This window comes from Arthrobacter sp. AOP29-A2-19, from assembly GCF_058138025.1.
In genome coordinates this window covers 1,139,264-1,154,469 of the sequence record NZ_CM176894.1, presented here as the reverse complement: position 1 = coordinate 1,154,469, position 15,206 = coordinate 1,139,264, and the positions used below count along the sequence as shown (strand labels likewise).

The following is a 15,206-nucleotide window of genomic DNA, read 5'->3' as shown; positions in this document are numbered from 1 at the left end:
TCCATAGGGGCCGTGGCAATGCCGCGGCCCCTATGGCCGGCCTCCGGATTCACTGGAGGCTCGCCGCAACCACAGCAGTTCCGCAGCATGATTCATCCGTCTTTGACTGGAGTCAAACATGTATCTGCACACCCAACAACTGATCAACGAAATCGCCGTGGACGAGCCGGATCCGGCCGCGGCCAATGCGTTGCAGGAAGGACTCGGCGGCCAATTCGGCGAGATGCGCACAATGATGCAGTACTTGTTCCAAAGCATGAACTTCCGCGGCGACGCCGCCGGCAAACCCTACAAGGATCTGATGCAGGGCATCGGCACCGAGGAGATCAGCCACGTCGAGCTGATCGGCACCACCATCTCCCGGCTCCTCGACGGGTCCCCGCGCTACAACGGGAAAAAGACCGACCCCGTCGACGAGCCCGGGGCCAAGGGCGCCACCCCGCTGAAGATCGCCCTGGACACCGGCAACATCCACCACTACCTCGTCGCCGCCCAGGGCGCCCTGCCTGTCGACGCCGCCGGGAACCCCTGGAGCGGAAGCTACGTCTATAACAGCGGGAACCTGGTTCTGGACCTGCTCTACAACCTCATGCTGGAGTCCACGGGACGGCTGCAGAAGTGCCGCATCTACGAGATGACGGAGAACAAGACCGCCCGCTCCACGATTGCCTACCTGATCGTCCGGGACCAGGCCCACGAGAACGCCTACGCCAAGGCGCTCGAAAGCCTCGGCGTGAACTGGGGCGCCGCGCTTCCCATCCCCAAGACCAACGCCGAACAGTTCCCGGAGGTGAAGAAGCTCCTGGACCAGGGACTGCAGAACGTGCAGTACACCTTCAGCACCGACAACCTCAGCGAGGCCGGCAAGCTCTTCCGCGGGGCGTCCCCGTCCGACGCCTCCCAGGAGCTGCGGACCGAGGTCATGCCCGAGGGATTTCCCATGACCATCTCGCCCGAACGCCGCGAAGAGTTCTCCCCCGGCCTGGACCCCGAACTGCTCTCGCTCATCCAGGCGACGGCCGAGTTCGAGCTCAAGGACGCCGACAACCCCAAGGAATCCAAAAAGCCAAGCAACGCGAAGTCGAGCAAGAAGTAGCGGGACCATGCTCGGCGACGGCCTTCGACCGGCCGCCGCCGGGCGTCGCCGGGCGTCGCCCGGGATCCGGCTACCCCGCGGAGCCGCCGGTAAAATGGAGGTCAGGCGACCGCTCCGGTCGGCGCTGACGACCGGAGGGTGGCGGAAAGCTTGCAGACGGTGCTGGCCCATGCCCGGGCCGTGTTTTCCCTGGCCCCGGCGCAGAACGATCACTTGGCCGCGCTCCGGGTGGCTCTGAGTGTGGCCGTTCCCTCGCTCGCGCTGCTGCTTATGGGCCGGACGGATCTGATTATCTACGCAGTGTTCGGTGGTTTCACCGCAATGTACGGCAGGGCCGAGCCGCACCGGTTCCGCGTGCGCCACCAGTTCCGCGCGGCCTCCCTCCTTCTGGCCGGGGTGGGGCTGGGTGTTCTGCTGTCCTCCCAGCGCGTGGACACTTGGGTCTTGGTGGCCGTGGAGGCGGCCTTCGCCGGACTGGCCTCCCTGTGGGCCGACCGTGCCGGTCTGAGGCCCGCGGGGCCGTACTTCAGCATCTTCGCCCTGGGCGCCTGCGCCTCGGTCCCGCTGGGCGTTGCCCCGTGGGCGGCTTTGCTGATCGCTGCGGCCTCCGCGGCATTCTCGGTGCTGGTGGGATTTTCCGGATGGGTCCGGACTCGCCTCTGGGTGTCGGGGGGCGCCAGGCCGCGCCTGTCCGTGCGTGGCCCGGGCAATGCCGGGTCCGCGACCCAAGCTGGCCGCTATCTGTTCGCCGTCTCGGTGGCCGGCGGGATCGGGCTGTTGGCAGGCATCGGTCATCCGCACTGGGCCATGGCCGCGGCGGCGGTACCGCTGGCCGTCGAGGGGACCAAGCACCGGGTGTACCGCGGTGTCCACCGGATTCTGGGCACCATGGCGGGGCTGGGCGTGACCGCCGTGGTCCTGTTCGCGGACCCGGGTCCCACCGTTCTGGCACTGCTGGTTATTGCGTTCCAGTTTCCCACCGAGCTGTACATGGTCCGCCACTATGGCTTGGCCTTGGTCTTTTTTACGCCCCTGATCCTGATCATGACTCAATTGGCCTCTCCCACCGATCCGGCCTCCATAATTGTGGATCGCGGTCTGGAAACGCTATTGGGGGCGATGGTGGGAATCACCATAGCTTTGGTTCTTCAGGGACCGCGCAATCGCACGGGACAAAACAACGGGGCATAAGCCGAGCTCCTTCAGGTCCTGCCCGTTGCAGCCGTGCCGCCCTACCTGTCGATCCCCGAGCTGGCGTCGGCCCGGCCCGGCGGAACGGCACAGCAGCCCTCAGCGGGTCCGGGGGACAACGAAGGCCGTCGGAAGGGTTGACAGTATCCGTCATGAGGCGGCTAGCCTGTTCACGCGTGCGGTGGCCCCAGAATGGGCCGGCCGTCTCCGTCCGCGGCACGAGGCGTGCCTCGGGAAGGGACGGCGCCGACGCGGCTCGGACGAACACGGCTCCGATACCGGAGCCGGGACGGCGGTGAGCGGGACTATGGACATCGACGAGGACCGGCAGCGCAGGGCGTTGCTGGAAGCGCTCCACGCGTCCTTCATCGGCTATGGCGACCTGTGGATTGCATATTTGGGCCTGGGGGGCGCCGCGGGGGAATCCGAGGTCGAGGCGCACGCGCAGGGACTGATGTCGCTGCCCCCGAGCGAGCGCGACCTTCTGGCCGAGGCCGCCAACGGCATCATCGATTCGCTCCCTCCGATACCGCGCGCGACCTACCATCCCGACTACTAGGGGCGCCACGGCACAGCAGGAACCCAAGCCACCTCGGGCGCGGAGGTGCCGGGACTAGCCCTTCGTTGGAACCCGGCCCGTGGCCGGCCCGCGTTGCCGCGCCGCCGGCGTCGTCCCCTCGGCTGGTTTCGCGGGCAGGGGTTGGCACCGGGCGCACCAGAAGAGGTCGCGGCCGCCGATCTCCGGCACCCTGCCCGTTTGCCTGGCGCGTGCGAGGGCGAGGGGGTCCACGTACGCGGGCAGGTGGCCGGCAAACTCGTGGAGGACCGGTTCCTCGCAGCGCGGGCACGGGGCTCCGGCCCGACCGAACACCCAATAGGGGGCGCCGTGGGCGACGGGCGCGGTCATCCGCCGGGGACGGTCCTTGTTGGTGTCCATCAGCTGGTGGGCGATGCCCAGGATCCGGGGAAGATCCGCGACGTCGCCGACCCGGGTGTGCGGGTTCTCGCCCGCGGCGAACAGGACCTCCGTCCTGTAGACGTTGCCCAGTCCGGCGACGAGACGCTGGTCCACCAGCGCCGCGCCGATGGGCCTGTCGGGATGGAGCTCCAGGCGGCGGACCGCCTCGGACAGATCCCACGACTGCCCCAGCGGATCCGGGCCCACATGGCCGACGACCTCGGGCTCCCTACCGGTGGGAATGATGTGCAGGACATCCAGGCCCGTGCCGATGGCCTGAAACTCGGCGTTTCTGAGCTCACACGACGCGTCGCGGGCGAGCGAGCGCCCCCGCTCCCCGGTCGCGTGAACGTCCCACCGTGCCCCGGCCGAGAGCAGCGAGTGAATCGTGGCGTCCGCCACCCGGATCAGCAGGTGGTTGCCGCGGGAGACCACGGATCCCACCACGAAGCCGGCCAGATCGACGGGGGCGTGCGCCGAGCGGCGGAACCTGGAGGACTCCAGGGGCTTTCCGGCCAGCGCGGCCTGCAGGCGGCGGGCGGCCTGATAGACGGTGTCTCCCTCGGGCACGCGGCCCGGGGCCCTCCTCTTGGAAACCTCTTCCACCTGCGGCCCTGTTGCCATGTCGTGTCCCTTTCCAGGAGCTCCGAACCCCCGGTCGCGGGGAACCGAGCGAACGGTGTCTTTGGTGAGTTTACACCGTAAGTCTGCCTTCCGGCCCAGGGCCGGCATCCGCATGCCCGCAGGCGCCTCCGCCCACGAGAGGGCATCGGCCCACCCGTCGTGATAGGCGCGATGGATCTGTCCGATGCGCGCGACGGCACCGCGCACCTGCCACATGCCGTCGCCGACGTCGGGCTGGATCAGCGCCGCGCCCCGCCATGGTTTGGCCATCGTCGAAACCGGGGCGCGCAGGAGCTCCATGGACTGGTTCCGACGCCCCGATGTGGTCCCGCGCGGCGGCGCGGCTCGCCAGGCCTGGCCGTTTCTGGGGCCGGAAACACGAATGCCCCGTCCACTGGCGGACGGGGCATTCGGAGTGCTCGCGCGTTTGGCGTGCCTGCTCGTTCGGAGCGCACTGCCCCTCAGGGGGCGGCGGCGCTAGCCGAAGAGCGGCTGTCCCACGAAGGGATCGATCGCGAGGGCGACGAACACCAGCGTCAGGTAAGTGATGGAGATGTGGAAGACCTTCATGGCCTTGCGGTTCATGTCCTGCGGCTCGTGTTCGCGCTGGGCCTCGCGGTACAGCACGTGGCACTCGTAGACGAACCATCCCCCGGTCACGGCCGCGATCACGGTGTAGACGATTCCGGCGTAGCCCATGGGAACCAGCAGCAGGGAGCACACCACGGTGGCCCAGGCGTAGAGGACCACCTGCACGGAGACCCGCTTCGCGCTGGCGATGGCCCCGAGCATGGGAACGCTGGCCGCGTTGTAGTCGTCGGCGTACTTCATCGACAGCGGCCAGTAGTGCGGCGGCGTCCACAGGAAAATGATGAGGAACAGGATGACCGCCGGCCACTGGACCGTGTTGGTCACCGCGGCCCACGCGATCAGGACAGGCATGCATCCCGCGATGCCTCCCCAAACGATGTTCTGCGCCGTGCGCCGCTTGAGGATCAGGGTGTAGAGCACCACGTAGAAGAGGATTGCGGCCAGGCCGAGGGCGGCCGTCAGGGGGTTGGTGCCGAACCACAGGACAAGCAGGGACGCGACGGCGAGGGCCCAGGAGAAGACCAGCGCCTCGCGGGGCGTGACGTCGCCGGTGACCAGCGGACGGTCCTTCGTCCGGTTCATGATCTTGTCCATGTCGCGGTCGATGTAGCAGTTGAACGCGCCCGAGGCGCCCGCGGCCATGGCTCCGCCGAAGAGGGTGGCCAGGATCAGTCCGAGGTCCGGGAACCCGCGGTGCGCGAAAATCATCGTCGGCAACGTGGTGACCAACAGCAGCTCGACCACGCGCGGCTTCGTCAGCGCGAGGTAGGACCGCGCCTTGCGCCCAAGAAATCCGCCCAGGGGTTCTCCGGGCTGGCGGGAGGCACGCGGGGTCGCCGCAGTGTCGGTCGGGACAAACTTCACGGACATGCCACTCAGTTCTGCAGGGGATTCGGACAGACTTGCCCATCATACCCTTTTACGGCTCGTAGAACTCATTCCCCCGAACCGGCCCGATTGCCCCACGGGCGAACGCGGCGGCAAATATTTGCCACAAAGCCGCGCCGCCGCACCCCCGGGGGATAGGGTTGAAGCGAAGTGCTGGCGGCCGGAAAGCCGGTCCGGGAAAGGGTGTGTGGGCTTCGTCCCGCCTCCCCGGTCCGTTTCCTGCGGCCGGCACAACCTGACCGACCACAGAGAGGGACCACACCGTGGCGCCACAGACAGATGTTCGCGAACTCACCTGGACCAAGTTGGACGAGCGAGCGGTCGACACCATCCGCGTGCTGGCCGCCGACGCGGTGGAGAAGGTGGGCAACGGCCACCCCGGAACCGCGATGAGCCTGGCCCCGGCCGCCTACCTGATCTTCCAGCGGCACCTTCGCCACGATCCTTCCGACCCGGCCTGGGTGGGGCGCGACCGCTTTGTCCTCTCTCCCGGCCACACCTCGCTGACCCTGTACCTGCAGCTGTTCCTGTCCGGCTACGGCCTGGAGCTGAAGGACCTCGAGGAGCTGCGGACCTGGGGTTCGAAGACCCCCGGGCACCCCGAGCACGGGCACACGGCCGGCGTCGAGATCACCACGGGACCGCTGGGCCAGGGCCTCGCCTCCGCCGTCGGCTTCGCCTACGGCCAGCGGCGTCTGCGCGGCCTGCTCGACGCCGACGCGCCCGCCGGCGAGAGCCCCTTCGACCACACCGTCTGGGTCATCGCCTCCGACGGCGACCTGCAGGAGGGCGTCACCAGCGAGGCCAGCTCCCTCGCGGGACACCAGGAGCTCGGCAACCTCGTGGTCGTGTACGACGAGAACCACATCTCGATCGAGGACGACACCGACGTGGCGTTCACCGAGGACGTCCTCGCCCGCTACGCCGCCTACGGCTGGCACACGCAGCGCGTCGACTGGACGGAGACGGGCGAATACGTCGAGGACGTCGCCGCACTGGACGCCGCACTGAGCGCGGCCAAGGCCGAGACCGGCAGGCCCTCCATCATTTCCCTGCGCACGGTGATCGGCTGGCCCTCCCCGGGCAAGAAGGACACCGGCGCGATCCACGGATCGGCCCTCGGCAAGGAGGAGGTCGCGGGGCTGAAGGAGCTGCTCGGTTTCGACGCCGAGTCGTCGTTCCAGGTCGACGACGACGTCCTGGCCCACGCCCGCGGCGTCGGAGAGCGCGCATCCGAGGCGCGCGCCGCCTGGGAGACCGCTTTCGGCGCCTGGAAGGACCGTGCACCCGAGGCCGCCGCCCTCCTGGAGCGCATCGAGGCCGGCAACCTGCCCGAGGGCTGGGAGGCACACCTGCCGACGTTCCACGCCGGCAAGGACGTGTCCACCCGCGCCGCTTCGGGCAAGGTCCTCAACGCGATCGCTCCGGCGCTGCCGGAGCTCTGGGGCGGATCCGCGGACCTCGCCGGCTCCAACAACACGACCATCGAGGGATCGCCCTCGTTCATCCCGGAGTCGCGGCAGACCGACTCCTGGAAGGGCAACCCGTACGGACGCGTCCTGCACTTCGGCATCCGCGAGCATGCCGCCGCCGCCATCGTCAACGGCATCGTCCTCTCGTCCAAGACGCGCGCATACTCCGGCACGTTCCTCATCTTCTCCGACTACCAGCGGCCCGCCATCCGGCTTTCCGCGCTGATGGGTGTCCCGTCCATCTACGTGTGGACGCACGACTCGATCGGCCTCGGCGAGGACGGCCCGACCCACCAGCCGGTGGAGCAGCTCGCCAGCCTCCGCGCCATCCCGAACCTCGACGTCGTGCGCCCCGCGGACGCCAACGAGACCGCCTGGGCCTGGAAGACCATCCTGGAGAACAACTCCAACCCCGCGGGCATCGTCCTGACCCGCCAGAACGTCCCCACCTACGACCGCTCCCCGGCGGGCGGTTTCGGCGACGCTTCCGGCGTCGCCCGCGGCGGCTACGTGCTGGCCGAGGCGTCCGTGGACGGCCGGCCCTCCGAGCCGCAGGTCCTCCTTCTGGCCACCGGCTCCGAGGTTCAGCTGGCCGTCGAGGCCCGCGAGGCGCTGCAGGCGGAGGGCGTCCCCACCCGCGTTGTCTCGCTCCCCTGCCTCGAGTGGTTCAACAAGCAGGACGCCGCCTACCGCGAGTCCGTGCTTCCGGCGGCCGTGCGCGCACGCGTGTCCGTGGAGGCCGGCGTGGCACTGGGCTGGCGGGAACTGGTCGGCGACGCCGGCCGGATCGTCTCCCTGGACCACTTCGGCGCCTCCGCCGACTACAAGACCCTGTACCGCGAATTCGGCATCACGTCCGAGGCCGTCGCCGATGCCGCCCGCGAGTCGATCGCGGCCGCGCGCTAGCCAAGGCACCACACCAGACCACCTGACGATCCACGGAAGGAACCACATCATGAGCAACCCCAACACCGAGGCGCTCTCCAGCGCCGGCGTCTCCATCTGGCTGGACGACCTGTCCCGCGAACGGCTCGAGTCCGGTTCGCTTCGCAAGCTGATCGAAGAGAAGAACGTCGTCGGCGTGACGACCAACCCGTCGATCTTCGCCGCCGCCCTGAAGAACGGCGACGCCTCCTACGCTGCGCAGGTCGCCGAGCTCGCCGCCTCCGGCGCCGACGTCGAGCACGCCGTCTTCGAGATCACGACGGCGGACGTCGCCGACGCGTGCGACCTCTTCCTCCCGGTCCACGCCGCGTCGAACGGCGTCGACGGGCGCGTCTCCCTCGAGGTCGACCCGCGCATCTCGGCGGACACCGCCGCGACGGCCGCCGAGGCGAAGAAGCTCCACGACAAGGTCGGCCGGGACAACGTCCTGATCAAGATCCCCGCGACCCTCGAGGGCCTCGAGGCCATCACGGCCACGCTGGCCGAGGGAATCAGCGTCAACGTGACGCTGATCTTCTCGCTGGAACGCTACCGCGCGGTCGTCAACGCGTTCATGCTGGGGCTCGAGCAGGCCAAGGAGAACGGCTTCGACCTCGGCAAGCTGCACTCCGTTGCCTCCTTCTTCGTCTCCCGCGTCGACGCCGAGATCGACAAGCGCCTCGACTCCGTCGGCACCGAAGAGGCCTTGGCGCTCAAGGGCAAGGCCGGCCTGGCCAACGCCCGCCTTGCCTACCAGGTCTACGAGGAGTTGTTCTCCTCCGAGCGCTGGGAAGTCCTGGCCGCGGCCGGCGCGCGCCCGCAGCGACCGCTGTGGGCCTCCACCGGCGTGAAGGACCCGGCCTACCCGGACACCATGTACGTCACGGGCCTCGTGGCACCGAACGTCGTGAACACCATGCCCGAGAAGACCCTCGAGGCCACCGCCGACCACGGCGAGGTCGCCGGGGACACCGTCACCGGAACGTACGCGGACTCCAACGCCGTGCTGGACGCCCTCGCCGCCCAGGGCGTCGAATACAACGAGGTCGTGGGGCTGCTGGAGAAGGAGGGCGTCGAGAAGTTCGAGGCGTCCTGGGGCGAACTGCTCGACGACGTCCGCCTGGCGCTCGACTCCGCCAAGGCTGGTGCCTAGGCCATGAGCTCACTCGGATTCCAGGCAACGGGCGCCGCGCTGGCCGCCATCGAGGCCCACGTCCCCCGCCTGGTCCAGGACCAGGTGGCGTCCCGCATCGCGGCGAAGGACCACACGCTGTGGGGCCCCGACGCCGAATCCGAGGCGGCGATCCGCCTGGGCTGGGTCGACTTGGGCGAGACGTCGCGTCCACTGGTGGAGCAGATCCTGCGCCTGCGCGACGAACTCCGCGCCGAAGGCGTAGACCGCGTCGTCCTCGCCGGCATGGGCGGATCCTCCCTGGCCCCCGAGGTCATCGCGGCGACAGCCGACGTCGAACTCGTTGTGCTGGACAGCACGGACCCGGAGATGGTCGGAAACGCCCTCGCGGACCGCCTGGCCACGTCGGTGCTGGTGGTGTCGTCCAAGTCCGGCTCCACCGTGGAGACGGATTCACAGCGGCGCGTGTTCGAGCAGGCGTTCGGCGACGCCGGCCTGGATCCGGCCAGCCGGATCGTGGTCGTGACCGATCCCGGTTCGCCCATGGACAAAGCCTCCCGCGAGGCCGGGTACCGCGCCGTGTTCAACGCGGATCCGAACGTCGGCGGCCGCTACTCGGCGCTGACCGCGTTCGGCCTGGTGCCCACCGGCCTGGCCGGTGTGGACATCGAGGCCCTGCTGGACGAGGCGGAGGAGGCCGCCGAATTCCTGGCGGACGACGACGCGGACAACATCGCGCTGTGCCTCGGTGCCGCCCTCGCGGGGACGTCCCCGCTACGGGACAAGATTGTCTTCGTGGACGAGGGCTCCGGAATCGTGGGCTTCGCGGACTGGGCGGAACAGCTGATCGCCGAGTCCACCGGCAAGCACGGCACGGGCGTCCTTCCCGTCGTGGCGGAGCCCGGCGCCCCGGAGGCCCTGGCGCAGGCGGACGACGTCCTCCTGGTGCGGCTCGTCACCGACTCGGACGACGCCGCCGCCCCGCTGGGCGACCAGGTGTGCGTCTCGGGATCGCTCGGCAGCCAGCTGATGCTGTGGGAGTACGCCACGGTTGTCGCCGGGCGCCTGCTCGGCATCAACCCGTTCGACCAGCCGGACGTCGAGGCCGCGAAGAACGCGGCCCGCGGACTGTTGGACTCCACTCCCGAGGCGGAGCCGGCGGACGCCGTCGACGGCGACATCGAGCTGCGCGCCACGGCAGGGCTGCTCGACGGCGCGACGACGGTGGCGGAGGCCCTCCGGCGCCTGCTGGCCGCCGTCCCGTCCGACGGGTACGTCAGCATCCAGGCGTACCTGGACCGCGTGGGGCACTCCAGCCTGGAGGAGCTGCGCGCCGACCTGGCGGCACTCTCCGGCCGCCCGACGACCTTCGGTTGGGGCCCGCGCTTCCTGCACTCCACGGGCCAGTTCCACAAGGGTGGACCGAGGGTCGGCGCCTACCTGCAGATCACCGCGGACTCGGCGTTGGACATTTCCATCCCGGACCGGCCGTTCACTTTCGGCCAGCTCATTTCGGCCCAGGCCGCCGGCGACGCGCAGGTACTTGCCGACCTCGGCCGGCCCGTCCTGCGCCTGCACCTCAACGACCGGGTGGCGGGCCTCGCGGAGCTGCGGGAGGCCGTCGCCTCGTTGGTCCGCACCTCTGAGGGTTAGACCCCCGGCCGACCGCCCCCTCTAGGAAAGAGACCCATGCCAGACACCGCCTCGCGCAATCCCCTGCGCGACCGGAGGGACCGGCGCCTGAGCCGCATCGCCGGTCCCTCCGCCCTGGTCTTCTTCGGTATCACCGGAGACTTGGCGCGCAAGAAGTTGATGCCCGCCGTCTACGACCTCGCCAACCGCGGGCTGCTCCCCCCCAGCTTCGCGATCGTCGGCTTCGGCCGGCGCGACTGGTCGCAAGAGGATTTCGTGGCGGAGGTGCGCGGCTGGGTGCGCGCCAACGCCCGGACACCCTTCAACGAAACGGTGTGGGAGCAGCTCGCCGGAGGCTTCCGGTTTGTCACCGGCGGCTTCGACGACGACGAGGCGTTCGTCAGGCTCCGCGAGACGCTGGACGAGCTGGCCAGCTCCCGCGGGACCCGTGGAAACCACGCGTTCTACCTTTCCATCCCGCCGAATTCGTTCGAGCAGGTGTGCGAGCAGCTCTCCAAGCACGGCCTCGCCACCAAGGACGGCGACGAGTCCGCCGACGCCCCGTGGCGCCGGGTGGTGATCGAGAAGCCGTTCGGGCACGACCTCGCCTCGGCGCGGGAGCTGAACGAGATCGTCGAGTCCGTCTTCCCGCCGGACGCGGTCTTCAGGATCGACCACTACCTGGGCAAGGAGACGGTCCAGAACCTGTTGGCCCTGCGCTTCGCCAACCAGCTCTTCGAACCGTTGTGGAACGCCAACCACGTGGACCACGTCCAGATCACCATGGCCGAGGACATCGGCATCGGTGGCCGGGCCGGGTACTACGACGGCGTCGGCGCGGCCCGCGACGTCATCCAGAACCACCTCCTGCAACTGTTGGCGCTGACGGCCATGGAGGAGCCCATCTCCTTCGACGCGGACCACCTGCGCGCGGAGAAGGAAAAGGTGCTCGGCGCCGTGCGGCTGCCGGCCGACCTGTCCACGCATTCGGCCCGCGGACAGTATTCCGGCGGCTGGCAGGGAGGGGAGAAGGTCACCGGCTTCCTCGAGGAGGAAGGCTTCAACCCCGACTCGACCACGGAGACGTACGCCGCCATCCGCGTCGACATCAACACGCGCCGCTGGGCCGGGGTGCCGTTCTACCTTCGGGCCGGCAAGCGGTTGGGGCGCCGGGTGACGGAGATTGCCGTGGTGTTCAAGCGCGCGCCCAACCTGCTTTTCCGCGACAACGCCAGCGACGACTTCGGCCAGAATGCCGTGGTCATCCGGGTGCAGCCGGACGAGGGCGCGACCATCCGCTTCGGCTCCAAGGTTCCGGGGACGCAGATGGAGGTGCGCGACGTGACCATGGACTTCGGCTACGGGCACTCCTTCACCGAATCCAGTCCCGAGGCCTACGAGCGGCTCATCCTCGATGTGCTGCTCGGCGAACCGCCGCTGTTCCCCCGGCACGCCGAGGTGGAGCTGTCCTGGAAGATCCTCGATCCGTTCGAGGAGTACTGGGCGGGGTTGGACGAGCAGCCCGAGCCCTACGCCCCGGGGAGTTGGGGGCCGGCGTCCGCCGACGAGCTCTTGGCCCGCGATGGAAGGATGTGGCGGCGCCCATGATCGTCGACCTGCCCGGAACCACGGCCTCGAAACTGGCCAAGGAACTCATGAACCTGCGCGAGACCGGTGGAGTCGTGGCACTGAGCCGCGTCCTCACTCTCGTGGTGGTCACCCGCGACGGCTTCGAGGAGGAGGCCATCGAGGCCGCCAACCTGGCCAGCCGCGAGCATCCCTGCCGGATCATCGTGGTGGTGGAGGGGGACAAGGGTGCGCCGACCGCACTGAACGGCCAGATTCGTGTAGGAGGGGACGCCGGCGCCTCCGAGGTCGTGGTCCTCCACGTTCACGGCGAGCTGAGCCACGCCGACGAGTCCCTCGTCGCCGCCCTGCTGCTCCCCGACGCGCCTATTGTGGCTTGGTGGCCGCACGGGGCGCCGGAGAAGGCCTCGACCACGGGGATCGGCCGCATCGCGCACCGCCGCATCACCGACTCCGGAAGCGAGGAGGACCCCCGGCGCGCGCTGTTCGACCTGGCCCGCTCCTACGTGGCCGGCGACACGGATCTCGCGTGGACCCGGCTGACGCTTTGGCGCGCGCAGCTCGCCTCGGTCTTCGACCAGCTGGACCGCGGCGAGGTCCTCGCGGTGACCGTGAAGGGCGCCGCAGACTCGCCGAGCACCGTGCTGCTGGCCGCCTGGCTGACCCTGCGCCTGGACGTGCCCGTGACCATCGCATCGTCTCCCGCCGGCACGGGCGTGCGCAGCGTGCGCTTCACCCGCGCGGACGGCGACGTGGTCCTGACCCGCCCGGACAACGACGTGGCGGAGCTCTACCAGCCGGGGCAGAAGGTGCAACGGATCTCCCTACCGAGGCGCCACCTGTCCGAGTGCCTGTCGGAGGAGCTGCGCCGCCTAGATCCCGACGAGGTGTTCGGCGAGGTCCTCCGCGAGGGGCTGCAGCGCACGAACCTGCGCAGCGTGACGGCCAGCGAACGCTGAACCGCAGGGCCCCGGCCCCGCCGCCCTCAGCCCGACGGCGGGGTGAACTGGCTGGCCGTGAACTCGGCGCCCTGCGGGTCCCGCACCAGCGCGGAGCGCGTCCACTCCGACTCGTCCACGGCCAGGACCCGCGCGCCGAGGCGCACGGCGTCCTCCACAAAGGCGTCCCGGTCGGCGACGCTGAACGTGACGTGCCAGTGCGGTGCCTCGTCGGGCGCCGCGGGCGCCAGCCAGCGGATCGCGTCCTCGAAGCCGACGGGGGTGTGAACGTCCGACTGCCGGCTCCGGATGTCCGGGTCCGTCGTCGCCTCCAGGTGGTCTCCATAGCCGGGCCGGGCGATCATGGTCCCGAATCCGAGGTCCACGAAAAGCCATCCGAACCCGGCCGCGTAGAACTCGCGCGCGGCCGGTGCGGCCGCCGTGTGGAGGTCGCTGAAGTTCCCGCCGCCAGGCAGGTTCACGGCCTGCGCTCCCGGGCGGCGTCCCGCCTGCCAGAGGCGAATCTCCGCGCCCTCCGGATCCTCGAGCGCCGCGCCGCGGCCGGCCGCCCCGGCGTCCGCCGGTTCCGACCGGATGCGGGCGCCCAGGGACGCGAGCCGCGCGGAGGCGGCGTCCGCGTCGTCGACGGACACGTAGGTGTTCCAGTGCGGCGTGCCACCGCCGGGACCGGCGATGCCGCACACGTCCTCTCCGTGGAGGGTGGCGATGACATAACGGCGGCCCTCTCCCGGGGGCATCGCATCCTCGAACGACCATCCGAAGACGCGGCCGTAGAAGCGCGCCGCCGCGTCGACGTCCGGTTGCTCGGTGTCGACCCAGCACGGGACCCCGTGCGGATAGGTTCTAACTGCCATGTTCCGCTCCAATCCGTGGGGGCGCCCTCGGTGCCCGCCTGGGGCAATGCGATCACGGTGGAGCGGCGTGGACAAGGCCCCGCGGCAAGGAAAAGGGCGGCTTCCACGGGGAAGCCGCCCTATTTCGTTGTCTGGTTGGGTCCTCGTTCCCCGATGCCGGCCGGCCTGGCCGACCGGATCGCGGGAAGGTGCGCTAGGACTCCGCGGAGAACCGCATGATCAGGCCCAGCGCGATGATGACAGCGCCCCATGCCAGACCGAGCACCACGGTGATGCGGTTGAGGTTGCGCTCCGCCACGCCGGATGAACCCAGGCTGGTCGTCACGCCGCCGCCGAACATGTCTGACATGCCGCCGCCGCGCCCCTTGTGGAGCAGGATCAGCAGGGTCAGCAGGAGGCTGGTGATGCCGAGCACCACCTGCAGGACAATCTTGAGTGCGTCCACTACGGCCTTTCGGTCAACAACGGCTTGTCAGCCGGTTAGTCGGTCACCAGATGATGCTCGAACCTGACAATGTTAGCAAACTCCGCCGGGTCCAGGCTGGCGCCGCCGACCAGGAGCCCGTCCACGTCGCGACCGCGGAGGATCGAGGCGGCGTTTGCGGCCTTGACGGATCCCCCGTAGAGCAGCCGAACGCCCGCCGCCGTCTTTGCGTCGTATAGTTCCGCGAGCTCGGCGCGGATCGCCGCGCACATTTCCTGCGCGTCCTCCGGACCGGCGACCTCTCCAGTCCCGATGGCCCACACGGGCTCGTAGGCCACGACCAGGCGCGCGGCGTGCTCGGCGGGGAGCGACTCGAGGTTGGCACGCAGCTGGGCCAGCGTGTGTTCGACGTGCCGTCCCGCCTGGCGCACCTCGAGCCCCTCGCCGACGCAAAGGATCGGCACCAGCGAGTGGCGGTAGGCGGCTTCGACCTTGGCCTTGAGCGCCTCGTCCGTCTCGCCGTGGATCGTGCGGCGCTCGCTGTGCCCCACGAGCACGTACGCGCAGCCGAGCTTGGAGAGGAACTGTCCGGAGATGTCGCCGGTGTAGGCGCCGGAATCGTGTGGAGAGAGGTCCTGTCCCCCGTAGACCAGGGGAAGGTCGTCGCCGGCCACCAGCGTCTGGACGCCGCGCAGGTCGGTGAACGGGGGGAAGACCGCAACCTCCACCCTGTCGAAGTCGTGTTTGGCGTCCTCAAGTGTCCACGCCAACTTCTGGAGCAGCGTGATGCCCTGGACGTGGTCCATGTTCATCTTCCAGTTGCCGGCGATAAGCGGCTTGCGGTCGAAGTTGCCGTTTGTGGATGTCGTCATGG

Annotated in this window: 13 protein-coding genes; 8 read left to right on the top strand and 5 right to left on the bottom strand. The window is 69.5% G+C overall.

Annotation, left to right across the window (positions count from 1 at the left end; genetic code table 11):
* Positions 1-118 precede the first annotated feature (118 nt).
* The 3 genes from AC3ZJJ_RS05190 to AC3ZJJ_RS05180 all read left to right on the top strand — a co-directional run bounded on the left by AC3ZJJ_RS05190 (position 119) and on the right by AC3ZJJ_RS05180 (position 2,846).
* Complete coding sequence (locus tag AC3ZJJ_RS05190; RefSeq protein WP_489894187.1) at positions 119-1,096, top strand: manganese catalase family protein; 978 nt, start codon at positions 119-121, stop codon at positions 1,094-1,096.
* 138 nt (positions 1,097-1,234) lie between these two features.
* The gene (locus AC3ZJJ_RS05185; RefSeq protein WP_489894186.1) at positions 1,235-2,287 is read left to right on the top strand and encodes an FUSC family protein; all 1,053 of its coding nucleotides are present in this window, start codon (positions 1,235-1,237) and stop codon (positions 2,285-2,287) included.
* A 295-nt stretch (positions 2,288-2,582) separates the two neighbouring features.
* A complete protein-coding gene (locus AC3ZJJ_RS05180) occupies positions 2,583-2,846 on the top strand; it encodes a hypothetical protein (protein WP_489894185.1) in 264 nt (87 codons plus the stop codon).
* Positions 2,847-2,900: 54 nt separating this feature from the next.
* On the opposite strand, the gene AC3ZJJ_RS05175 is transcribed toward AC3ZJJ_RS05180, so the two are convergent.
* On the bottom strand, positions 2,901-3,869 hold the full coding sequence (locus AC3ZJJ_RS05175) for an Fpg/Nei family DNA glycosylase (protein ID WP_489894184.1): 969 nt from the start codon (positions 3,867-3,869) through the stop codon (positions 2,901-2,903).
* 477 nt (positions 3,870-4,346) lie between these two features.
* Complete coding sequence (locus tag AC3ZJJ_RS05170) at positions 4,347-5,330, bottom strand: heme o synthase (RefSeq protein WP_489894183.1); 984 nt, start codon at positions 5,328-5,330, stop codon at positions 4,347-4,349.
* 281 nt (positions 5,331-5,611) lie between these two features.
* Between AC3ZJJ_RS05170 and tkt the strand changes: the two genes are divergently transcribed.
* From tkt to AC3ZJJ_RS05145, 5 genes are read left to right on the top strand one after another with little or no spacing between them, the layout of a single operon-like run.
* Positions 5,612-7,726, top strand: a complete 2,115-nt coding sequence (gene tkt, locus AC3ZJJ_RS05165) for a transketolase (protein WP_489894182.1) — start codon at positions 5,612-5,614, stop codon at positions 7,724-7,726.
* Positions 7,727-7,775: 49 nt separating this feature from the next.
* Positions 7,776-8,897 carry a transaldolase gene (tal, locus tag AC3ZJJ_RS05160; protein ID WP_489894181.1) on the top strand — a complete coding sequence of 374 codons (1,122 nt, stop codon included), beginning with the start codon at positions 7,776-7,778 and terminating at the stop codon, positions 8,895-8,897.
* A gap of 3 nt (positions 8,898-8,900) precedes the next feature.
* Positions 8,901-10,529 (top strand): glucose-6-phosphate isomerase, encoded by a 1,629-nt coding sequence (locus AC3ZJJ_RS05155; protein ID WP_489894180.1) that lies wholly within the window; start codon positions 8,901-8,903, stop codon positions 10,527-10,529.
* Between the two features lie 36 nt (positions 10,530-10,565).
* On the top strand, positions 10,566-12,116 hold the full coding sequence (zwf, locus tag AC3ZJJ_RS05150; protein WP_489894179.1) for a glucose-6-phosphate dehydrogenase: 1,551 nt from the start codon (positions 10,566-10,568) through the stop codon (positions 12,114-12,116).
* The gene (locus tag AC3ZJJ_RS05145; protein WP_489894178.1) at positions 12,113-13,054 is read left to right on the top strand and encodes a glucose-6-phosphate dehydrogenase assembly protein OpcA; all 942 of its coding nucleotides are present in this window, start codon (positions 12,113-12,115) and stop codon (positions 13,052-13,054) included. The genes zwf and AC3ZJJ_RS05145 overlap by 4 nt, the downstream gene beginning before the upstream one ends.
* 26 nt (positions 13,055-13,080) lie before the next feature.
* On the opposite strand, the gene AC3ZJJ_RS05140 is transcribed toward AC3ZJJ_RS05145, so the two are convergent.
* From AC3ZJJ_RS05140 to tpiA, 3 genes are all read right to left on the bottom strand, one after another.
* Positions 13,081-13,908, bottom strand: a complete 828-nt coding sequence (locus tag AC3ZJJ_RS05140; RefSeq protein ID WP_489894177.1) for a VOC family protein — start codon at positions 13,906-13,908, stop codon at positions 13,081-13,083.
* Between the two features lie 193 nt (positions 13,909-14,101).
* Positions 14,102-14,353: a preprotein translocase subunit SecG gene (secG, locus tag AC3ZJJ_RS05135; RefSeq protein ID WP_489894176.1), complete on the bottom strand. Its 252-nt coding sequence runs from the start codon at positions 14,351-14,353 to the stop codon at positions 14,102-14,104.
* Between the two features lie 35 nt (positions 14,354-14,388).
* The gene (gene tpiA / locus AC3ZJJ_RS05130; RefSeq protein ID WP_489894175.1) at positions 14,389-15,204 is read right to left on the bottom strand and encodes a triose-phosphate isomerase; all 816 of its coding nucleotides are present in this window, start codon (positions 15,202-15,204) and stop codon (positions 14,389-14,391) included.
* Positions 15,205-15,206 lie beyond the last annotated feature (2 nt).